This is a genomic window from Streptomyces canus (genome assembly GCF_030816965.1).
GTDB classification, from domain to species: Bacteria; Actinomycetota; Actinomycetes; order Streptomycetales; family Streptomycetaceae; genus Streptomyces; species Streptomyces canus_E.
The window spans coordinates 317,945-338,502 of sequence record NZ_JAUSYQ010000002.1 but is presented as its reverse complement, the minus strand read 5'-3'; the positions used below and the strand labels follow the sequence as shown (position 1 = coordinate 338,502).

Here is a 20,558-nt window from a genome sequence, read left to right as displayed (position 1 = left end):
CGCCTGGGAGCATGTCAGTGCGTCGCCGAGCAGGGCATCCGCAACACGGTGCTCAGCTCACCTGAAGGACCGCAGCCGCAGGCTGTTGGTCACCACGAACACCGACGAGAAGGCCATCGCCGCCCCCGCGATCATCGGGTTGAGCATGCCGAAGGCGGCGAGCGGCAACGCGGCGACGTTGTAGCCGAAGGCCCAGAACAGATTGCCCTTGATGGTGGACAGGGTCCTGCGGGACAGGCGGATCGCGTCGGCCGCCACCCGCAGGTCGCCGCGTACGAGGGTCAGGTCACCGGCCTCGATCGCCGCGTCCGTCCCGGTGCCCATGGCCAGGCCCAGGTCGGCGGTGGCGAGGGCGGCCGCGTCGTTGACGCCGTCGCCGACCATCGCGACCGTACGGCCTTCCGCCTGGAGCCGCTTGACCACGGCCACCTTGTCCTGGGGCAGGACTTCGGCGATCACCTCGTCGATGCCGACGGCCTTGGCGACCGACTCGGCGACGAGCTGGTTGTCGCCGGTCAGCAGGACGGGCGTGAGCCCCAGCCTGCGCAACTCGGCGACCGCTTCGGCGCTGGTCTCCTTGACCGCGTCCGCGACGGTGAGGACACCGCGCGCCTCGCCGTCCCAGGCGACGGCGACCGCCGTACGTCCCTCGGCCTCCGCGGCGGCCTTGGCCTTGGCCAGCCCCTGGGGGAGCGTGATGGCCCACTCCTCGAGAAGCTTCTCCCGCCCGACGAGGACGGCATGTCCGTCGACGACGCCCTGGACGCCGAGGCCCGCCACATTGTCGAAGTTCTCCGGGACCGGCAGGCTTCCGGCCTGCTCGGCCGCGCCCGTCGCGATGGCCCGGGCGATGGGATGCTCCGACGCGTGCTCCAACGCGCCCGCCAGCCGCAGCAGTTCGGTCCCGCCCACGCCCGGTGCGGTGAAGACGTCCTGGAGCTCCATCCGGCCTGTGGTCACCGTGCCGGTCTTGTCCAGCACGACGGTGTCGACGCGACGCGTGGACTCCAGTACCTCGGGGCCCTTGATGAGGATGCCGAGCTGGGCGCCGCGACCGGTGCCGACCATCAGCGCGGTCGGCGTGGCCAGGCCCAGGGCGCAGGGGCAGGCGATGATCAGGACGGCGATGGCGGCGGTGAAGGCGGACACGGTGTCGCCGGTGGCCCCGAGCCAGGCCCCGAACGTCGCGACCGCGATGAAGAGGACCACCGGCACGAAGATGCCGGAGATCCGGTCGGCGAGGCGCTGCACCTCGGCCTTGCCGTTCTGTGCGTCCTCGACCAGCTTCGCCATCCGCGCCAGCTGGGTGTCCGAGCCGATGCGGGTCGCCTCGACGACCAGCCGGCCCCCGGCGTTCACGGTCGCGCCGGTGACGGCGTCCCCGACGCTCACGTCCACCGGTACCGACTCGCCGGTCAGCATGGCGGCGTCCACCGCCGACGCGCCCTCGACGACGGTGCCGTCGGTGGCGATCTTCTCCCCGGGTCGTACGACGAAGCGGTCACCGACGCCCAACTGGCCGACCGGGATGCGTACTTCCCTGTCGCCGCGCAGCACCGAGACGTCTTTCGCGCCCAGCTCCATGAGCGCCCGCAGCGCGGCACCCGACTTCCTCTTGGCGCGCGCCTCCAGGTAGCGCCCGGCGAGGATGAACGTGGTCACCCCGGCCGCGGCCTCCAGATAGATGGAGGAGGAACCGCCGCCACGGGAGACGGTGAACTCGAAGCCGTGGCGCATGCCCGGCATCCCGGCGTCTCCCCAGAACAGCGCCCACACGGACCAGCCGAGCGCCGCGAGCGTGCCGATCGACACCAGCGTGTCCATGGTGGCGGCGCCGTGCCGGGCGTTTGTCCAGGCGGCCTTGTGGAAGGGGAGGGCGCCCCAGGCGACGACCGGAGCGGCCAGAGTGAGCGACAGCCACTGCCAGTTGTCGAACTGCAGAGCGGGCACCATCGCCATCAGGACGACGGGCACGGTCAGCACCAGCGACACGTACAGGCGCCGGCGCAGGGACAGCACTTCGCCGTCCGCGGCCGGAGCCTCGCCCTCGTCTCCCGTTCCTGATACGGGCGGGGGTGGCTCCTCGGCGGTGTAGCCGGTCTTCTCGACGGTGGCGATGAGGTCGGCGACCTCGATGCCGTCCGGATACGAGACCTTCGCCTTCTCGGTGGCGAAGTTGACGGTCGCGGTGACGCCGTCGATGCGGTTGAGCTTCTTCTCGATGCGTGCGGCGCACGAGGCGCAGGTCATGCCGCCGATGGACAGTTCCACCGCGGAGACGGGCGCGGACACCGTCCCGGGGACGGCCTTTTCAGGAGCCGTGCTGGTCATTGCGTATCTCCAGGGGCAGGCCGGGACGTACGGCGTCCGTATCAGCGGAGCGGCACGTCCCGGCGTGGGAGGAATTCGCCTGTTCGGTGTAGCCGTCGATCCGCGCGGTGGCACTCGGCGCGGGCAGACCCTGCGGTTCGTAGCTGCCCGACGCCGCGAGATCCCCGGTTCCACCGCCCAAGGCGGCGCCGAGAGCGCGGTTTGATGCTGAGGCAGTCAGCGGTGCGGTGGCTGCGGTCACCATGGACATCGGTCCGCTGATCACCAGCGAGTCGGTTGCCAGGTGAGTGTTCGGCGTTGAGCTCGTGGATCTGCTGATCTTCCCTGACCTTCTGAACGGGTCCTTGAGGACATCCGCTCGATCGGCCGACGCCACATCGAGGTGTCTCACACCGCCTCCGAGGCGGAATGCCCGAGGGCCGCCGTGCCCGAAGGGGGTGTCAGACCTGGCCGACGAGCTCGTAGCCGGCCTCGTCGACGGCGGCGCGGACGGCCGTCTCGTCGAGCGGCGCGGCGGAGGTGACGGTCACCTCGCCGGTGCCGGCGACGGCCATGACCGCGGTGACGCCGTCCAGCGCGGAGATCTCCTGGGAGACCGCGCCCTCGCAGTGCCCGCAGGTCATGCCGGACACCTTGTAGACCGTGGTGACGCCGACGCCCTGGACGTCGACCGTGGCGTCGGAGCCGCAGGAGCCGGTGCCGCAGCAGGAGCCGGAGTTCGTCTCAGTCGTCATGACTACTTCCTCTGCGTGTGGATACGTAGGTCGTCCTGCGGGAGGGCGAGGTTCTCGGGCCTCCCGGATACTCCGACACTATACCCCCTAGGGGTATAGTGTCCAACCTGTGGTGCCGGTCACATGACCCCGTCCGGCCCATCCCTCTGTGCCCAACCTGCTGAGTAGACGCGGTACCAGCGGCGGCGCCGAGTTGCGGCGGCGTCCGTGGCCGTTCCGCTGCGCGGTGCCGGCCTTGAGTGTGTGACGGGGTTGGTCGGCGTTCAGGCGGTGAGCCTCTTTTACCCCCCGCGGGTATGATCGGGGCCACGGTCCGCATCGGGACCGGATTCGACGAGTACGGCACAGGTGGAGCGCATGGCGATGGGGTCGGCGCCCAGCGGCGGCATGACCGTCCGCTGGATCCACGGGGTGTTCCTCACCCTGTGCGTCGCGCTGGCCGTGCTCGTCCACCACGAGACGTTCGCGATGGACGCCCCCTCGGTGCCGCACATGGTTCCCGCCACGCACGCGATGCCTGACCGGGCGGCACCGGTGGTCTCTAACGACTCCTCGCACGGCGCCGACGACGACGGCGGGTGCTCCACCCCGGGAATGCAGCACTGCACCACCGCGAGTGTCGACTCCGTGCAGCTCGCGGCACCCACCCGGGTCGGGTTCGACCCGTCGGCGAACCTGCGGCAGGCAGCCGCGGCCGTAAGCGTTCCGGACGCCACGGTCGGCCGAGCCCCGCCGGACCTGTCCGTCCTCTCTCAACTGCGCATATAAGCCGCGCCGGGGCGGCGCGCGATGTGCCGTCACTTCCGCGACCACATCGGCAGTTTCGACGCAGAGGACACAACGCAATGAACAGCATCAACCGTCGCTCCGCCCTGCTCGCCGGGCTGGGAGTCGCCGGCGCGGGCGCTCTCGCAGCGTGCAGCACCGGCTCCGGTTCCGGTTCCGGTTCCGGCTCCGGTTCCGGCAAGAACGCCCTGGTCAGTCCCTCCGGCTCGGAGGTCGTCGCCGCGGAGAAGAAGCGCAAGGGCACCGGACGGCAGCAGAAGCTCACCCTGACCGCCGCGCCCGCCATGATCGACCTGGGTGGCGGCGTCATGCCCAAGACGTGGGCCTTCGACGGCCGTACCCCGGGCAAGGAGGTCCGTCTGTCCATCGGTGACACCCTCGTCGCCGAGCTGTCCAACCAGCTCCCGAACAAGACGGCCACGTCGATCCACTGGCACGGCATCGCCCTGCGCGACGACATGGACGGTGTGCCGCCCACCACCCAGACCGCCGTCCGGGCCGGCTCCACCTTCACGTACAAGTTCGTCGCCGACGCCCCGGGCACGTACTTCTTCCATCCGCACGTCGGCGTCCAGCTCGACCGCGGCCTCTATGCCCCACTGATCGTCGAGGATCCCAAGGAGAGCCTCGACTACGACGACGAGTGGGTCGTCCTCCTCGACGACTGGGTCGACGGCGTCACCGGCACCCCCGACGAGGTCTTCGCCGAGCTGAAGCAGGGCATGGGCGGCATGGACATGGGAAGCAGCTCACCCTCCAACAGCCCGGACGGTGACGACATGGGCGACATGGGCGGGATGGACATGGGCGGGATGGACATGGGGGGCGACTCCGCGTCCGCCTCCGCCCCGTCGAGTGGCGACATGTCGATGAAGTTCATGCTCATGGGCGCCGAGAGCGACCTGCTCGGCGGCGACGCGGGCGATGTGAACTACCCCTACCACCTGATCAACGGCCGGGTGGCGACCGACCCGGACGTCCACACGGTCAAGCCCGGCAAGAAGGTACGCCTGCGGATCATCAACGCCGGCGGAGACACGGCCTACCGGGTGGCCCTCGGCGGCCACAGGCTGACCATCACGCACACCGACGGCTTCCCGGTCCGGCACCAGGAAGCGGACGCCCTCCTCGTCGGCATGGGCGAGCGTTACGACGTCCTCGTCACCCTCGGTGACGGCGTCTTCCCGCTCGTCGCCCTGGCCGAGGGCAAGAACGCGAACGGTCTCGCCGTGGTGCGCACGGGCTCGGGGAGCGCCCCGAAGGCGACGGTCCGCCCGAAGGAACTCGACGGCATGATCATGGCGGCGTCCCAGCTGCACGCGGCCGACGAGGCGCGCCTGACGTCCGCCGAGACCGACGTCACGCACCAGATCAAGCTGACCGGAGGCATGGACAAGTACAACTGGGCCATCAACGGCACGCCGTTCGACATGAACGACCCCGACGCCCACCCGATCCTCATCGAAGAGGGGCAGCGCGTACGGCTGGACTTCGTCAACGACACCGACATGTGGCACCCGATGCACCTGCACGGCCACACGTACCAACTCGGCGCCTCAGGCCCGCGCAAGGACACCTCGATCGTGCTGCCGAAGAGGAAGTTGTCCGTCTTCTTCGACGCGGACAACCCAGGCCAGTGGATGCTGCACTGCCACAACGCGTATCACGGCGAGGCCGGGATGATGGCGAACGTGGCCTACCAGGCCTGACGTTCGGGGCCCACCGTCCGGGCGGACCCGTCGATCGGCGATGGGTGCGTCCGGACGGGTAGGTTCCGATCTGACGTGTCGGCCTCGTGGGCCCCAGGGGTGAACTTGCAACGTCAGTAGGGGAAGAACTCGGTGTTCACACCCATCCTCGTTTCCCGTTCAAGTTCCTGTGCGAGGCTGCGATCAGCCCGTACTGGCTCGGTCTGGAGGTCGCTTGGCATGACTGGCTGACCGAGTCCGAACTTACTGATCCGATGTGGCATCGGGAGATCGTTCCGAATGCCCGCGAGGCGCTCGACCGATATCGCGCTCTGCCGTTGCGGCCGGGGGCGACCCCTGAGCGTCGGCTTCGCGGGAGGCTGCCCCGTCGCCGCCGCCACGGTGGACTGGGCGGAGTCGACCGGGTCCACGCGGGCGGCCGTGGCGGAGGCGTTCGCCACCTGGACCGCGCCGGTGGCCCGGCCGCTGACCGACACGGGCGTGCCCGGGGAACGAGCGGCCGCGCTGGCCACCCTGATGGTCAGCGCCTTGGAAGAAGCGATCCTCATGGCCCGGGCGGAGCGGGACGTACGTCCGCTGACGACCGTGGCCCGCGAGCTCGGCCCCCTCCTCGACGGGCGGTGAGCAAGGACGGCTGACCGGCCCTTCTGCGCCGGACCACGCCTCCCCGCACGGCACCAGACCGAAGACAAGGGTGGCCAGGATCATGCCGAGCGGGGGAGCACCATGCCGGGCGCGCCTACCGCGGCCCTCAGGGGCATGTCGGCCGGGTTGAACTTCGAGGGGTCGATCCTGCTGACGCCCACGGGTGGCGATCGCGATGGCCGGCCCGCTTCCACCGGCACTGGCTGGGCACCGTAGACGCATCGGCGGAGGTGGCCGGGTTCCGGGACGTGACCACTGGACCGGTCACAGCCACCGAGGCGACGGGCCCGGCCGGCTCGGGCGGGCAGCAGCACGAGCCCTGGGAGAACAGCGTGGTGAAGTGGTCCGTCGCTTCCAGGCGATCGAGTCGGCCTCAAGCGGGCGGAATGACCGGGGACCACTCGCCCATCCACTGTTCGGCATCCCACTTCTCGAACCGTTGCACCTCGGTGAATCCCAGCTTGGCGGCGAGGCGCATTGAGCGGGCGTTGGCGGTCTGGGTGTAGAGCACCACCGGCACGCCGGGAAGCGCGTCGGCGAACCACGTGAGTGCCGCTGCGCACGCCTCGGCGGCGTACCCCCGTCCCCATGCCTCCGGCAGGAACAGGTAGCTGAGCTCGGCCTCCCCCGCGTCCGGACGGACATTGCCGCGACGCTCCGCTTCGCGCCGACTGACCTCGACAGTGCCGATCATCGCTCCGTCGAGCTCGATCACGAAAAGGCCAGGGCGCTGCCCGGGCGTCTCGGGCACCGAGCGCTCGAGCTCATCACGCGGTTGAGGGCCACCGAGGTAGGTATGCACATCCGATGAGGCCAACAGCTCGATGAACGCCGCACGGTCCCGGGCCTCGGACTCGCGGAGCACGAGCCGCTCGGTCCTGATCGGGGCAAGTGGCCAGGCGACGACACCGAGTTCAGTCATGGCGGGCAACCTATCGCACGCCCGGGCGACCGAACCGTCGCGTCGGCCACAGGGCCAGTCGGTCGGGGTTCCACCGGTACGGCACGCCCTCGCTCTTCAGCAGCACGCCCGCCTCGGTCACCCGTCGAGGACGTCGACGAGCATCGATCCGAGTGGGGAGCCGTCTCCCCAGAACATCCACTTGACGCTGCCGAACGAGCGGCCGCCCGGAAACACCCCAAGGGTCTTCGCGAGCGAGAAACCCGCACGGTCATAGTCGGTCCAGTCGGCCAGAACGTTCCGCAGCCCACCCGTCACCATCGCACCTCTCCCTTCGTGAAGCCTCGCGACGGGTGGGTCCATGTGTCCCACAGCACCGGTGGCCGTGCGCCCACGCCCACAGGCTCCACGGACCTCACCGCACCCGTATGCCTGAGAATGGACACCGGCGCCCCGTACCGCGTCCGGCATGACAAGCTGTGAGTCCCACTGCCCGAACCCAGGAGGTCACGATGACCGCAGAAGCTGCATCCCCAGAAGGTTCGGAGCCGGCTGAGCCCGAGACGTCCGCACTCGCGCCCGACAGCGACGGCAACTACGACCTCAAGCGCAAGTTCCGCGAGGCCTTGGCCCGCAAGCGCGGTGCCCAGGCGGACGCCGCCGACCTTGCTGCCAACCCCCAGGCCTCGAAGATCCGCGGGGCGCACGGCCCGGCTGCGAGCCAGCGCTCGTTCCGGCGGAAGAGCGGGGGCTGAGCCGGGAGCGGTTCCGGAAGCTGACCACACTGGCTCGGGCGCGGGTCGCCGAGAGCGCCTCAGGATTGCTCGCCCGGACGGGGAAGCTGCCGCCGCTGACAGGCGAGCACGTCGTCGTGGCCGCGGTGCTGTGATGGCTACGGCCAGAACCCGATCCACCGTGCCGACGTACGGGCAGCAGCCGACCGTTCGGATCGGCTGATGGAGAAACGACCGCCCGTGGGGGAGTTCATGAATTCCCCCACGGCGATCTGCGCTCTGGTCTTCAGCAGCCGATGGTGAAGCGGCGCTGAACGAAGCGGGGCAGCTCCGCCTCGTCGATGAGGGCAACTGCCATGTCCCCCACGGCATCGGGCCGGTCGCTGCCGTGAGGCGAGTTTGAGGGTGGCTCTCCAGAGCCTTCGGCAGGGCCTGTGCCGCCGTGGCGTAGGGCTGGGGCCGGCGATCGATCGCCGTACGGTGTCCTCACGCCCCGGCTTCCCCGACCTGCCAACCCGCAGCCGTCGCCCTCGCCACATGCGCCATGCACCGACGGGGCGGAGAATCGGCCCGGGCTGCCACGCCGACCACCTGCCTGTGGAACGGCCTGCGCTCCGAGGCCGGGTTGAGATGACTGTCCCCCTGCGCTGATACCCCGTTGAACGAGCTGCCACCGCCACATAGGTTCCGCCTATGACGAACGTACGGATCGGCGTGATGTACGACCGCGACTGGGCCCCGGAGGGCCTTCCCGGCTTCGCGCGGCAGGCAGAGGCGCTCGGCGTGGACGACGTGTGGGTGGTGGAGGACCTCGGGTGGAACGGCGGGGTCTCGGCCGCGGCCGTGGCCCTGGGTGCCACGGAACGCATCATGGTGGGTATCGGCATCGCCCCCGCCCCGTTGCGCAGCCCGGCGCTTCTGGCGATGGAACTGGCCACGCTGGCACGGGTGTTCCCCGGACGGCTGGTGGCCGGGATCGGGCACGGGGTGCAGGAGTGGATGGCCCAGGTGGGTGCCGCGGCCCGTTCCCCGCTGTCCCTGCTGGAGGAGACGATCACTTCCGTACGCGCACTGCTGAGAGGGGAGCGGGTGGAACTGAAGGGTCGCGAAGTGCACCTGGACGGCGTCCAGTTGACACATCCGCCGGTCGAAGTGCCGCCGGTGGTCGCGGGCGTTGTGCGCGCTCGCTCCCTGGAGCTGTCCGGCCGGGTCGCGGACGGCACCGTGATCACTGAGGGCCACGGCCCGCGCGACCTGGAGAACGCCCGCGCGCTGACCGCCAAGGGCGGCGCCGCGTCCGACCATGCCCTGACGGTCTTCGCCTTCGCCTGCGTCGGTGACGACGCTGACGAAGTGACCCGGATCCTGCACCCGCACATCGAGGGCCACGGCGCCTGGCTCGGCCGCCCGCCGCACGAGGTGTTCACCGTCTCGGGCCCTGCCTCGCAGGCCGCCGAGCGTCTCCGCGCTCTGGCGACGGCCGGCGCGGACACGGTCGTCCTGCGGATCGCCGGCCCGGATCCGCTGCGGCAGCTGGAGGCCGTACTGGATGCGGTGGGACCGCGGAACTCAAGTCCGGGAGCCGCCCAGTGAACTCGATCTGATCGGCGTCCAGGACGCGGCCGCCGAGCCGGCCCGGGGAACGGCTCGGGCATGCCTGTGAAGAAGTTCCCTCCTGTGGTCACAGCGGCACCTGGACCGGCCTGCCGCTCGGCGACCCCGTAGGACAGGGGTCGTGGTCCGGCGGGGTGATACGCGAACGCGCCCCCGCCAGGACCGCGAACCCACCGCACCCCAGGGCCACGCCGTCGCGCGACCGGCCCGTGGGACACAGCAGCGGCCAGGGGCCACTACTTGGGCGGCAGGCTCGCTGCGAAGGCGCGTCCCTCGTCGATCCACGCTCCCAGGGCCTCGTCCTCCGTCACGGCGGACCCGGCGACCACGACCCAGCCGCGCATCGGGCGGCCGGTCATGTCGAAGACCCGCGCCCCGGGCCGGGCGAGTGCCGCGTGGGCGGCGTCGGGACCGACGCGGACCATGAGCTCGTCGCCGGTCACGCCGACGGCCATGTTCCCCTGGTACAGGAAGGCGATGCCGCCGAACATGCGCTTCTCGGTGACGCCGGCATCCGTGTGGAGATATTGGCGGATGCGCTCGGCGAGCCCTTCGTCGTACGCCATCAGATGTCTCCTTGCCGCTCGGAGAGTCTGCGCTCGAGGTCGCGCAGATCCTGGGTGAGGGAGGAACGGACCTGACGGGCGAGCAGGGGTGATGCCAGGCGCAGAAGTTCGCCGGGACCACCGCGGACCCGGATGGCCGCGAGCGTGCCGCGCGGGCGCGCCTCGACGGAGTAGGTCACGTGCATCGGCATGGGAGCGGCCACGGAGACCATGTCCAGCAGTCTCGGGGGCTCGTACGCGGCCACACGCAGGACGTAGTCGATGCGCCGGCCGAGGAAGTAAGCCGTACGGGTGACCTCGGCGCCCGTCCCGAATCCGCCGTCCGTCTGCCGGGTCAGTTCCGTCGTACGGATGCCCTGCGTCCACTCGGCGTCGTGTCGCCAGTCCACGGCGTACGCAGCCACCCGCTCGGGCGGCAGCGGGGTCTCGCGCCGCACTGTCACGTCGATGGTCATCGTCTCACCGCCTCTACCCCTGGCCCCGGTTGCCGTCGGCGTTCCGTCGCCTCCAGCATGGCCGTGATCGGCGGCGGGTGCGCGCCGTAAGGGAGAGGCGGACGGGCGGCAGAGAGCAGGCCTTCCGGACAGACCTGACGCCCGCAAGCGGCCGGGCGTTGCACGCCGTCGCCGACGACCAGCGGTGTGCAGGAACCCCTGCGGCCTACGGCCGCAGGTGCTGGTCTCTGCTGACACGTTCAGCCTGCAGTGGCGGTGGTGAACGTTCCCGGAGAGGTCTCGTGGCGTACCTGCCTGGGCGGCGGTGCGGGGTTGAATGGCCATCATGATGCTTAGACGCCGTCTCATTTGGCCTGCTGGGTAGTCTGCACTGTGTGGTGATGGTCGAGCGCATGGTGCCGGACGAACTGTGGGAGCTTTTCCAGCGGGTGGTCCCACTTGCCCCATCGCGGCCGCAGGGCGGCGGACGGCGCCGGTACGGGGATCGTGAGGTGCTGGCTGCGATCATTTTTGTGGCCACGACGGGTTGCACCTGGCGGCGGTTGCCGCCGGTCTTCGGTCCGTCGGGGCCGACCGCGCACCGGCGCTTCACCGAGTGGACCGCCGCCCGGGTCTGGGCGAAACTGCATCGCCTCATCCTCGACGAACTGGGTGCGCGCGGAGAGTTGGACTGGTCGCGCTGCGCGATCGACTCGGTGAACATGCGGGCCCTGAAAGGGGGGAGCTGACAGGTCCGAATCCTGTCGACCGGGGCAAGAAGGGCTCGAAGATCCACTTGATCACCGAGCGGACCGGTTTGCCCCTCTCGATCGGGATCTCCGGTGCGAACCTGCACGACAGCCAGGCACTCGAGCCGCTCGTGCGTGGCATCCCGCCGATCCGTTCCCGGCGCGGCCCGCGCAGACGACGGCCCGCCAAGCTGCACGCGGACAAGGGCTACGACTACGACCACCTGCGCCGATGGCTGCGCAAGCGAGGTATCCGGCACCGCATCGCCCGCAAGGGCATTGAGTCCTCGACCCGGCTGGGCCGGCATCGCTGGACGATCGAGCGCACGATGTCCTGGCTGGGTGGCTGCCGCCGTTTGCACCGCTGCTACGAACGCAAGGCCGAGCACTTCCTGGCCTTCACCGCCATCGCCTGCAGCCTCATCTGCTACCGCAGGCTCACCAAATGAGACGACGTCTTAGAGGAACGTCATCCACCGCCGCCGTTGCCGTTGTTGGCGCTTGCGTGTTCGCCGTTCTCACGTCGTGTTCGTCGGATTCTTCGGATGGGCCCACCGCCGGGAGCCGGCCCAGCGGGTCCGGATCCGGGTCGGCGTCCGAGCCCACACACACGGTCACGCCGTCGCCCTCGCCAACCGGACCGTGTGCTGACGGGAAGTGCGAAATCAAGGTCGCCGTGGGGGACGCCGTGACAGTTCCGGAAGCGTACGGCCTCGGGCCGATCAAGGTGACCGCGATCGCCGACGGAGAGGTGGACATGGTCGCTCAGCTGACAGGGTCGGGTTACAGCGTCTCGGGCTGTTCCGGTGGCGGCAGCGTGTCGTCGGACGGCGGAGGTGGTGTCGCGTTCAGCTGCGGCGAGGGCCCCGCTGCGACCATCAACGACGCCATGAGCCTGAAGGTCGTCGACATCCTGGATGCGGCCGCCGTCCTCCGCATCAAACCCGCCGGTTGACGTACGGCCCGGCGCTTGAGGCAGGGCCGCCCTTCGTCCATGCAGAGGTGACGAGAGCAAGTGGCGACGAAACCCTCAGCTGTACCTGCGAGAGATCCCCGATGCGGTGCTCTACGTGGCCCGCACCGGCATTCCGTGGCGCAGTCTTCCGCATGACTACCCGCACCCGCCCTCACCCGGGCTCTCGGCTACCACGACAAGACCACCACTCACCTCGCCGCCAAAGCCGGGGGAACCTGGATCAGACGACGGCTGCCTGAACTGTCAGGGTCCCCGCAGCGTGCCGTCGCACTGAGTGGGGCGGGTCGCCCCGTACCGCACGCGCAGATCCCGATCGAGGTGGTGTGGGAACACGCACCGGAGGTCGCCAAGGTGATGACCTGGGCGAACGAGACCTACTACACCGTCGACCTCGCCGGCGTACGGGCGGCCTTCCCTGACGTCATGGACTTCGCCACCTGGCTGGGAGCGCTCGGGTCGCACTCGCCTCATGGCGCAGCTGGACACCCTGCCCCTGTAAAGGTGTCCTCTCGGGCACGCCGTGGACACAAGACGGGAGGACCGGCAGGCAGAGTGCGTGGAGTACCGCCCACCCGAACCCGCTGGGGCGGAATCAATGCCTGAGCAGCCACAGGACCCGGTCCCATGACAGCAGGTGGTACATGACCAGCACGCCGCCGAGCGTCACGGCGAGAACATGGGATCCCGCCGCGTACAACGCCGCCGCACCACCGAAGAACACCGCCAGCTCCAGCAGGAACCGCAGCGGACCAGGTGTCGCGATCACTGTCCTCCCCGACCGGGACGCATCGTCTGGAGTGGCAAACGTGCCCCACAGCACGGCTACGAACAGGGGAGCCGCAACGACGCAGACATAGCGAAGGGGAGCGGGAACAGTGGCCCATGCCCAGAGTCCGAAGCAGACCAGAGCCACCAGTTCCAGCACGAATCTCATGCCCAGAGCCCACGGCCGAAAGCCAAACCCGGACGACATACGCGCAGTTCCTTCCGTCGCAGCTCTTCCGTGATCACAGACCGCCGCACGGGAGGTTCAAGTATCAGACCGGACAGCGAACTTGCTCGTCCAGGTGACGGGCCGTAGGGGCGCGTGGGTGTAGCGCGCCGGTGTCCCACGGTCGGCATGCGACCGACGTCGATCCAGTTTGCGGACAAAGAGCCCCTGTTGGCAACGTCACCCGCCACGGCATCGACCTCGCGCCCGTACGTGCGGCCTTGCTGCCACGGCGTTGACGCCCGTCGGCGGGGAGCGCGCGGACAACGCGACGAGGGTGTCGTTCCGGAGCCGGATCCAGGTCCACCTGCGCAACCGCAGACGGTGGCGCACCCGCCCGGAGCTGTTCACCGCGGTCTCCGAATGCCTGGAGATCTTTCATGGCCGGCCCGCAACGAGGCAACACAACTCCGCCCGGCCCGGACAGACCTGAGCCGCCATCAGAGGCGGGGTGGTTCAGCAAGTGTCTCGTGTTGTGGTGAGGCGCTGAAGCAGGTCGAGGAGGGTTGCGCGGTCCGCGTCCGGCAGGGCGGAGAAGCAGTCGGCGAGCACTTCGTCGGCGATCTTGTGGCCTGCTGCCAGGATCTGCCGACCGGTGGGTGTGAGGTGGTGTTCGATGCGCCGACCGCGTCCTGGTCGGCGTTCCACGAGGTTCTGGGCGGTAAGGCGGCCGGCGAGTGTTCCGAAGGCTTGTTCGGTCTGGAACGTGGCTGCGGCCAGCTCGCGGGCGGACGCTCCGGGGGAGCGGCTGATCGCGCGAAGGGCGTCCCACTGGGCCAGTGTCGTGCCGACGGCCTGGAGGGCGCTGTCGAGGGCCCGATGCTGGCGGTACTGGGCCTGTTTGACCGCTCTGCCGAGTTCTTGCAGCTCAACGTGCATGCATCGAGTCTACGCCATGACCAAGCTAGCTTATATAAAGATGCTTAGTTACTATGGTCGGCATGTCCACCAACGCGTCAGCCATGTACGCCGACCTGTCCCTGACCCTGTCCGAGGCCGGAGCAGGCAGACCGGTCCTCGTCCTGCACGGCGGCGGAGGCCCCGCCACTGTCGCCGGCCTCGCCCAGCACCTCTCCCGCACCGCCCACACGATCACACCCGTGCACCCTGGCTGGGACGGCGCCCGCCGCCCCGACTGGCTCACCGGCATCGACGACCTTGCCCTCGCCTATCTGCACATGCTGCGCGACCGCCGGCTGCGCGATGTTCTCGTCGTCGGCTCCTCCCTCGGGGGCTGGACAGCCGCCGAGATGGCCGTACGTGACAGCGCGGGAAGCATCACCGGCCTCGTCCTGATCGACGCGGTCGGCGTGCAGGTCGAGACGGAACACATCACCGACCTCTTCGCCCTTGACGCCCGAGGCGTCGCGGAGCACTCCTGGCACGACCCGGACCGCTACTACCTCGACCCGGCCGGCCTCCCGCCCGAAGAACTCGCGCGCAGACAAGCCAACATGGCCACCATGCGCCTCCTCGCCGGCGATCCCTACATGTACGACCCCACGCTGCTGCGCCGGCTCGGGAAGGTCCAGGTGCCTTCCCTTCTGCTCTGGGGTGAGAGCGACCGCATCGTCACCCCCGCCTACGGCGCCGCGTACGCCGACGCATTCGGCGACGGCCGACTCGAAGTCGTCCCCAAGGCCGGACATCTTCCGCAGATCGAACAGCCGGAAGCCACCTTCGCCCTGATCGACGCACACCTGCGCCAGTCGGCCCATCCGTCGGAACAGCGGTGAGTACGTATGGCGATCAGTCGCCTTCCCGCCCATTCGGCCCCGCCCGGGCCTGAAAATCCTTGGACGCGGGGCGGCGTAACTCTGCGTCGATGCCGACAAAGGCCGCGACTCAGCGATCATTCGGCATTCCTCGTCCTCGCGGCCGACGCCATGGGGCTGGTACGCCGCTACGAGAAAGCCCGCGTCGCCCGCCGAATCCTGGTGAGCCAATGTTGTTGTCCTCGCGCCCCTCGACGCGCTCGGCCCCATGCAGCTCGACCAACAGCACCGAACAGCCGGCCCCGGTTCCGGCCCCCGCTCCGGTAGCCCGCGACGAGTCCTCGCGACTCGTCGCGTACGACTCGGCCTTGGCCCCCGAATCGCCCTCCCCTCACCACAGGGGGGCGGCGCGACGCGGTGCCCGCTGCTGAGCGGTTGGTTGATTCTCTTGCGGCGCCTACGGCTTCGCCCCTCTGGTCTGCCGTCCGGGTGAGTGCTGAGCGGCCTCCGCTTCCTCGACTTCTCTGGCGAGTTTCGCGACTTTTGTCTGCGCTGCGGTGATGCCGCGGAGGATGAGACGTAGGTGGGTGGTGGACCGGGGCACGGCCGCCTCGAGTTCTTCCAGCCGTCGCTGTTGCGCGGCGAGTTCGGACCTCAGTCGGGATGCCCGGTCGGGTGGTGGGGGAGGGGCTGTCCCGTTGAAGACGACGTTGTGCAGGGGCCGTTCGGCTTGGACGGCTTCACGTTCGGCTGCGTGTGCGTCGTCGGGATAGTCGACCTGGATGGCGATGACGCGGCGGCCCCAGGGCTGTTGTTGCAAGTGGGTGCGGATGCGGGTGAGCGGGCAGGTGGAGATGCCGACGTAGAGCAGGCCTTCGGGGCCGTGGAGCCGGTACAGGGCGGTGCGGCCGGCGGTGTGCAGGCTGCCTTCCTCGTCGAAGAGACTGCGCAGGAACTGTGTGTCGATGTCGGTCATGACGCGGCCTTTCTCGGCTCAGGGCGCGCGGTGGCTGTCGCGGTCGGCTGGTACCAGGCCCGCAGCCGTGCGGGCACCTCCGTCTGCCGGGCGGCACGGCATGCCCCCGGAGCGGGCGTCGACCGCGCGCCGCTTGTCCATCTCTTCACGGTCCCACGCGGGTGTGACAGTGCCTCTCCGACCAGCACGGCAGGCATCGGGGCGGATCAGCTGCAGGTGTTCCGCGGCCGGGTCGGTGGTCGCAACCGGTGCATGGGAGGGTGCGGTGCGTTCGGCGAGTCCGAGGGCGTTGAGGGCTTCTTCGTAGGACTGGACGACGCCGCCGGGGCCGGACTGGGGGCGGCCGATGGCGACCCGGCCGCCGTCGGTGGCGGCGCGGGCCTGTTCGGCGAAGTAGCTGAGGACCTCGTCCTGGGACCGGGGGCGATGCACAGCAGGCGGCCGTCCTTGGTGGTGAGCAGGACGCTGCGGTCGCCGAAGCGGGAGATGAGCGCGCGTTCCACCTGCCGGGGCACCGGGTCGCCCTCGTCGTAAGCGGCAGGCCCTTGGGCTACGGCGACCGCGTGCGCGTGGGACAGGCGCAGGCCGAAGCGTTCGGCGCGCTCGGCGAGGCGGCCGAGGTCGCTGCGGCCGTAGAGGAGGTCGTCGGATGAACTCGCGGCGGAGCCGCCTCTTCCTGGCGTACTGCCAGGAGTTGGGCGCGTTCGTAGCCCTCGGCGAAGGCGTCGATCACTTGCCGGACGGTGGCCGGCGCGCAGTCCGTTGAGCTTGTTGTCAGCGGCCCGGCCGCGCGGTGGCCGCGGATCTCCAGCGTGAGCGCGTCCGAGCCCAGGCGGAAGCGCCAGGGCTGGGTGCTGTGGATCGACGGTGCGGCCACGGCCGCGGAGACCAGCGCCTCCAGAGTTGTCGCGTAGAGGACGGGGACACGACGCATCGGGGGCTCCTCGCCGCCCTGCGCCGAAGGAGGCGTCGGGGCTTCTCGGTGACCGGCTCAGCCTGGCGCCCGGCGCACGGGGAGGAGCAGGGGCCGTCCGGCCCGGGGTGGGCTCTGAACGGCCCGGTCGGCGCTATTTCGCCGGACGGCCGCCGGGGTTCGGCTGTTCCAGGTGGGAAGCCAGGACCGCGGCCTGGACGCGGCGCTGGACGCCGAGTTTGGCCAGGAGCCGGGAGATGTGGTTCTTGACGGTCTTCTCCGACAGGTAGAGCTTCTTGCCGATCTCGCGGTTGGTCAGGCCGTCGCCGATCAGGGCGAGGATGTCCCGCTCGCGGGGCGACAGGCCGGCCAGTTCGGGTGCCGGGGCAGGTGTCTCGGCGGGTTCGGCGCGCAGCGAGCGGATCAGGCGGGCCGTGGTCGCGGGATCGAGCATCGACTGGCCCGAGGCGACCGTACGCACCGCCGAGACCAGGTCGGTTCCCCGGATCTGCTTGAGCACGTAGCCCGAGGCCCCTGCCATGATCGCGTCCAGCAGTGCGTCCTCTTCGTCGAACGAGGTCAACATCAGACAGGCCAGCTCCGGCATCTGGTTGCGCAGCTCCCGGCAGACCGTGATGCCGTCGCCGTCCGGCAGGCGTACGTCGAGCACGGCGACGTCCGGGCGCAGCGCCGGGCCGCGGACGAGGGCGCGCTCCACGGTGTCCGCGTCGCCGACCACCGAGATGTCCGGTTCGGCGTCGAGCAGGTCGGTGATACCGCGTCGTACGACCTCGTGGTCGTCGAGCAGGAAGACACGGATCGGATCCTGCTCCGTGAAGTTGCGTGTCCCGGTCATGACGGCCCCTAGTTCCCCGGCGACGGACGGGCGGCGGGTTGCCCGCAAGCACGATCATCGCTCGCCGGGGCCGGTCGCACTAGGGCCGACCGGCCCCATCGGCATGGCCCGGTGGGCCCCGCTGCCGGGCGGTTCCCGGCGCCGTGAGGACAGTACTCGTGCAGGTCGCCTGGGGCGTGGCCGACGCCCACCACCCCCAGCACGACCCCCGGCGTCACCGACAGCCGTCCGGGCCCGCCACCCCTCAGAGGGCCGTGTGGCCGTCGGGACAGGTGACCCGCGAACAGCAGCTCGACGTGATCAGCCGCACCTTCCATGGGTCGCTGTGAGCACGATGGCGGTGACGGTGAACGGGCGGATCCACTCCTGGGACCTGTCCACCGGCGTGGACGGTCCCGGGACCCGGTTCGTCCTGTTCCTCTCCGGCTGTCCGCTGCGGTGCCTGTACTGCGCCAACCCCGACACCTGGCACATGCGCGACGGACGGGAGGCGACGGTCGACGAGGTGATGGCGGAGATCGAGAAGTACCGTGCCTTCGTCGTCACGGCCGGCGGCGGGGTCACCGTCACCGGCGGGGAACCGCTCCTCCAGTCCGCCTTCACGGGCGAACTCCTGCGCCGCTGCAAGGAGTCAGGACTGCACACGGCGCTCGACACCTCGGGCTTCCTCGGCGCCCGCGCCACCGACGAACTCCTCGCCGACACCGACCTGGTGCTCCTGGACATCAAGTCCTTCGACATCACGACCTACCGGCGGCTGACGGGTGGCGAGCTCGGCCCCACCCTGAACTTCGCCACCCGCCTCGACCGGCTCGGCGTGAAGATGTGGGTCCGATACGTCCTGGTGCCCGGCTGGACGGACGACCCGGACGCCATCGACGGCCTGGCGGGCTTCGTGGCCGGGCTCGGCTCCGTCGACCGCGTGGACGTCCTGCCGTTCCACAAGCTCGGCGCCGCGAAGTACGAGGCCCTCGGTGTCCCCTTCCCGCTGCGTGACACGCCGAGCCCGACGCGGGATTCGGTCGATCGGGTACGGGAGCAGTTCCGTGCGCATGGCTTGACGGCTCGTTGAACCGGGGGCGCCCGACAGTCCCTGAAAACAGGGCCGTTCAGCCCTGGGGGCACGGACCTTCGGCATCCGGTGGCAACCGCCGTACGCGACGAGAGTGAGGGGCGTCAGGCACCGAACGGACCTTCTCGCTCCTCCCCGAAGGGATCACCACCATGGCCGTGCACGAGCACCCTCACCGGAACTCCGGCTTCCACCTGCCGAACTTCCGCAGGAACCGGACCGCCTCCGGCTCCGGGTCGGCGGTGTCGGCACGTACCGGCACGCAGACGGCGCGGGCCTACACCTTCGCGTCCCTGCGCCTGCTCACCGGGTTCGTCTTCCTGTGGGCCTTCCTCGACAAGACCTTCGGCCTCGGCTACGCCACTCAGTCAGGCAAGGGCTGGATCGACGGCGGCTCGCCCACCAAGGGCTTCCTCGGCGGGGTGGCCGCCGGCCCGATGGAGTCCACCTTCCACTCCTGGGCCGGGGACACCTGGGCCGACTGGCTGTTCATGCTCGGTCTGCTCGGGATCGGTGTCGCGCTGATCGCGGGGGTGGCACTGCGGCTCGCGGCCGTCGCGGGCACCGTGATGATGGCGCTGATGTGGGTCGCCGAATGGCCGCCCGCCCAGCACCTCTTCGACGGTTCGCCGAGCATGTCGACGAACCCCTTCGCGGACTACCACCTCGTCTACGCCGTCGTCCTGATCGCCCTGGCCGCCGCCTCCGCCGGCGACACCCTCGGCCTCGGCAGGGCCTGGGCCAAGCTTCCTCCGGTTCGTCGCGGCAGCTGGCTGCGCTGAGCGCGGGAGGCGCGGCGGGCCTGCCGGCGAGGTCCGCCGCACCACATCGACACCGGCCAGGGCCGGTCGGCCCAGGGAAGGGACCTGTGGCCCCTGCCGGGGCCCTCGTCCGGAGAGAAAGCTCGAATCGGGATCCCCGATCCAGAAGGTGGAGATCATGACCCGTACCCTCACCGTCGGCCTCGACGGCTCTCCCGAGAGCCGCGCGGCGGCCGAGTGGGCCGCCCGTGAAGCACGGCTGCTCGGCCTGCCGCTGAAGTTGGTCCAGGTCTGGGAGCCGGTTCCGGCCCCCATGGCCCAGGCGCCGCTCCTCGGTCCCGAGACCCACCAGCACTGGACCGAGCGGGTGACCCGCGAGACAGCCGAGGGCATCCGACTGCGCCACCCCGGCCTCGACGTGATCACCGAGCAGTTGTCCGGCCGGCCCGCCGAGGCGCTGGCGGACGCGGCGAAGAACGCCGAGCTACTGGTCCTCGGATCCCGTGGGCTGAGCGGGATCGGCGGATTCATGGTCGGCTCCGTCGGTCTGTCCGTCGTGGCGCATGCCGAGCGGCCGGTCGTCCTGGTGAGGGCCGGCGAACAGGCTGCCGACGAGCACGAGATGGACCCGGTCGGCATCCCGTCCGCCGCAGCCCCGTTCCGGCCCGTCGTCCTCGGCCTCGACATCGAGGGCCCCGACGAGGAGTTGATCGCCTTCGCGTTCGCGGCCGCCGTCCGCCGGAGCACGTCCCTGCGGGTGGTCCACGGGTGGAACCCGCCGCCGTACTACGCCTACGGGCTCTCCGTCGACCTGGAACTCCGCGGAGAACTGGCCCGGTCCGAGACCACCGCCCTGGCCGAGGTCCTGCTCCCGTGGCGCGAGAAGTACCCGGACGTCGAGGTCACCGAGGAGTCCTCCTACGGCAGCCCCGGCAACCACCTCGTCGACGCCTCCCGCGCGGCCTCACTGGTCGTCGTGGGACGGCGCATCCGACGCAGCCCGTTCGGCGCCCACATCGGTTCGGTCACCCACACCGTCCTGCACCACTCCACCGCCCCCGTCGCCGTCGTCCCGCACAACTGACCTTCACCCCC

The 20,558-nt window shown here is 70.1% G+C and carries 22 protein-coding genes and 3 pseudogenes; 13 read left to right on the top strand and 12 right to left on the bottom strand.

The window, feature by feature from the left end:
* Nucleotides 1–57: 57 nt before the first annotated feature.
* The 3 genes from QF027_RS02490 to QF027_RS02480 all read right to left on the bottom strand — a co-directional run bounded on the left by QF027_RS02490 (nt 58) and on the right by QF027_RS02480 (nt 3,065).
* Nucleotides 58–2,331, bottom strand: a complete 2,274-nt coding sequence (locus QF027_RS02490; protein ID WP_307072291.1) for a heavy metal translocating P-type ATPase — start codon at nt 2,329–2,331, stop codon at nt 58–60.
* Nucleotides 2,312–2,575 (bottom strand): hypothetical protein, encoded by a 264-nt coding sequence (locus QF027_RS02485; protein WP_307072289.1) that lies wholly within the window; start codon nt 2,573–2,575, stop codon nt 2,312–2,314. The genes QF027_RS02490 and QF027_RS02485 overlap by 20 nt, the downstream gene beginning before the upstream one ends.
* Nucleotides 2,576–2,771: 196 nt before the next feature.
* The gene (locus QF027_RS02480; protein WP_306986348.1) at nt 2,772–3,065 is read right to left on the bottom strand and encodes a heavy-metal-associated domain-containing protein; all 294 of its coding nucleotides are present in this window, start codon (nt 3,063–3,065) and stop codon (nt 2,772–2,774) included.
* Nucleotides 3,066–3,422: 357 nt separating this feature from the next.
* Between QF027_RS02480 and QF027_RS02475 the strand changes: the two genes are divergently transcribed.
* From QF027_RS02475 to QF027_RS02465, 3 genes and pseudogenes are all read left to right on the top strand, one after another.
* Nucleotides 3,423–3,833, top strand: coding sequence for a DUF6153 family protein (locus QF027_RS02475; protein WP_307072287.1), 411 nt, complete (start codon nt 3,423–3,425; stop codon nt 3,831–3,833).
* Nucleotides 3,834–3,910: 77 nt separating this feature from the next.
* Nucleotides 3,911–5,560, top strand: a complete 1,650-nt coding sequence (locus QF027_RS02470) for a multicopper oxidase family protein (RefSeq protein WP_307072285.1) — start codon at nt 3,911–3,913, stop codon at nt 5,558–5,560.
* Between the two features lie 345 nt (nt 5,561–5,905).
* Nucleotides 5,906–6,184: pseudogene (locus tag QF027_RS02465) on the top strand (LmrA/YxaF family transcription factor); the annotation flags it as partial.
* 394 nt (nt 6,185–6,578) lie between these two features.
* Here the strand turns inward: QF027_RS02465 and QF027_RS02460 are convergent.
* Together QF027_RS02460 and QF027_RS02455 are read right to left on the bottom strand one after the other, a co-directional pair.
* Nucleotides 6,579–7,127 carry a GNAT family N-acetyltransferase gene (locus tag QF027_RS02460; protein ID WP_306986351.1) on the bottom strand — a complete coding sequence of 183 codons (549 nt, stop codon included), beginning with the start codon at nt 7,125–7,127 and terminating at the stop codon, nt 6,579–6,581.
* A gap of 117 nt (nt 7,128–7,244) precedes the next feature.
* Nucleotides 7,245–7,427, bottom strand: coding sequence for a hypothetical protein (locus QF027_RS02455; protein WP_307072284.1), 183 nt, complete (start codon nt 7,425–7,427; stop codon nt 7,245–7,247).
* A 191-nt stretch (nt 7,428–7,618) separates the two neighbouring features.
* Between QF027_RS02455 and QF027_RS02450 the strand changes: the two genes are divergently transcribed.
* Nucleotides 7,619–7,861, top strand: coding sequence for a DUF5302 domain-containing protein (locus QF027_RS02450; protein ID WP_059209864.1), 243 nt, complete (start codon nt 7,619–7,621; stop codon nt 7,859–7,861).
* Between the two features lie 672 nt (nt 7,862–8,533).
* Nucleotides 8,534–9,433, top strand: coding sequence for an LLM class flavin-dependent oxidoreductase (locus tag QF027_RS02445; protein WP_307072283.1), 900 nt, complete (start codon nt 8,534–8,536; stop codon nt 9,431–9,433).
* 257 nt (nt 9,434–9,690) lie between these two features.
* On the opposite strand, the gene QF027_RS02440 is transcribed toward QF027_RS02445, so the two are convergent.
* Both QF027_RS02440 and QF027_RS02435 read right to left on the bottom strand, forming a co-directional pair.
* Nucleotides 9,691–10,020 carry a TfoX/Sxy family protein gene (locus QF027_RS02440; protein WP_307072282.1) on the bottom strand — a complete coding sequence of 110 codons (330 nt, stop codon included), beginning with the start codon at nt 10,018–10,020 and terminating at the stop codon, nt 9,691–9,693.
* The gene (locus QF027_RS02435; RefSeq protein WP_307072281.1) at nt 10,020–10,475 is read right to left on the bottom strand and encodes an SRPBCC family protein; all 456 of its coding nucleotides are present in this window, start codon (nt 10,473–10,475) and stop codon (nt 10,020–10,022) included. Before QF027_RS02435 ends, QF027_RS02440 begins: the two co-directional genes overlap by 1 nt.
* Before the next feature lie 380 nt (nt 10,476–10,855).
* Between QF027_RS02435 and QF027_RS02430 the strand changes: the two genes are divergently transcribed.
* The 3 genes and pseudogenes from QF027_RS02430 to QF027_RS02420 all read left to right on the top strand — a co-directional run.
* Nucleotides 10,856–11,652 (top strand): IS5 family transposase gene (locus QF027_RS02430; protein WP_307082246.1). Its coding sequence is split into 2 segments (ribosomal slippage): nt 10,856–11,191 and nt 11,194–11,652, totalling 795 coding nucleotides; the frame shifts between segments, so codons are not numbered across the junction.
* A 239-nt stretch (nt 11,653–11,891) separates the two neighbouring features.
* Nucleotides 11,892–12,158: a hypothetical protein gene (locus QF027_RS02425; RefSeq protein WP_306986356.1), complete on the top strand. Its 267-nt coding sequence runs from the start codon at nt 11,892–11,894 to the stop codon at nt 12,156–12,158.
* 61 nt (nt 12,159–12,219) lie between these two features.
* Nucleotides 12,220–12,321, top strand: a pseudogene (locus QF027_RS02420) (transposase); the annotation flags it as partial.
* Nucleotides 12,322–12,771: 450 nt separating this feature from the next.
* On the opposite strand, the gene QF027_RS02415 reads toward QF027_RS02420, so the two are convergent.
* Both QF027_RS02415 and QF027_RS02410 read right to left on the bottom strand, forming a co-directional pair.
* A complete protein-coding gene (locus tag QF027_RS02415) occupies nt 12,772–13,113 on the bottom strand; it encodes a YrdB family protein (protein WP_307072280.1) in 342 nt (113 codons plus the stop codon).
* Nucleotides 13,114–13,626: 513 nt separating this feature from the next.
* Nucleotides 13,627–14,049 carry a MarR family winged helix-turn-helix transcriptional regulator gene (locus QF027_RS02410; RefSeq protein WP_307072279.1) on the bottom strand — a complete coding sequence of 141 codons (423 nt, stop codon included), beginning with the start codon at nt 14,047–14,049 and terminating at the stop codon, nt 13,627–13,629.
* Nucleotides 14,050–14,111: 62 nt separating this feature from the next.
* Between QF027_RS02410 and QF027_RS02405 the strand changes: the two genes are divergently transcribed.
* Nucleotides 14,112–14,906 (top strand): alpha/beta fold hydrolase, encoded by a 795-nt coding sequence (locus QF027_RS02405; RefSeq protein WP_307072278.1) that lies wholly within the window; start codon nt 14,112–14,114, stop codon nt 14,904–14,906.
* A gap of 436 nt (nt 14,907–15,342) precedes the next feature.
* On the opposite strand, the gene QF027_RS02400 is transcribed toward QF027_RS02405, so the two are convergent.
* The 3 genes and pseudogenes from QF027_RS02400 to QF027_RS02390 all read right to left on the bottom strand — a co-directional run bounded on the left by QF027_RS02400 (nt 15,343) and on the right by QF027_RS02390 (nt 17,630).
* Entirely contained in the window at nt 15,343–15,861 is a 519-nt protein-coding gene (locus QF027_RS02400) for a GIY-YIG nuclease family protein (protein WP_306986360.1), read from the bottom strand.
* A gap of 267 nt (nt 15,862–16,128) precedes the next feature.
* Nucleotides 16,129–16,795, bottom strand: a pseudogene (locus tag QF027_RS02395) (hypothetical protein); the annotation flags it as partial.
* A 133-nt stretch (nt 16,796–16,928) separates the two neighbouring features.
* Nucleotides 16,929–17,630 carry a response regulator gene (locus QF027_RS02390; protein ID WP_307072277.1) on the bottom strand — a complete coding sequence of 234 codons (702 nt, stop codon included), beginning with the start codon at nt 17,628–17,630 and terminating at the stop codon, nt 16,929–16,931.
* Between the two features lie 143 nt (nt 17,631–17,773).
* Here QF027_RS02390 and QF027_RS02385 point away from each other — a divergent pair, with 143 nt between their 5' ends.
* From QF027_RS02385 to QF027_RS02370, 4 genes are all read left to right on the top strand, one after another.
* Nucleotides 17,774–17,959 (top strand): hypothetical protein, encoded by a 186-nt coding sequence (locus tag QF027_RS02385; protein ID WP_307072276.1) that lies wholly within the window; start codon nt 17,774–17,776, stop codon nt 17,957–17,959.
* 5 nt (nt 17,960–17,964) lie between these two features.
* Nucleotides 17,965–18,702 (top strand): pyruvate formate-lyase-activating protein, encoded by a 738-nt coding sequence (gene pflA / locus QF027_RS02380; protein ID WP_307082244.1) that lies wholly within the window; start codon nt 17,965–17,967, stop codon nt 18,700–18,702.
* Nucleotides 18,703–18,854: 152 nt separating this feature from the next.
* On the top strand, nt 18,855–19,484 hold the full coding sequence (locus QF027_RS02375) for a DoxX family membrane protein (RefSeq protein WP_307072275.1): 630 nt from the start codon (nt 18,855–18,857) through the stop codon (nt 19,482–19,484).
* Between the two features lie 157 nt (nt 19,485–19,641).
* Complete coding sequence (locus tag QF027_RS02370; protein ID WP_306986363.1) at nt 19,642–20,547, top strand: universal stress protein; 906 nt, start codon at nt 19,642–19,644, stop codon at nt 20,545–20,547.
* Nucleotides 20,548–20,558 lie beyond the last annotated feature (11 nt).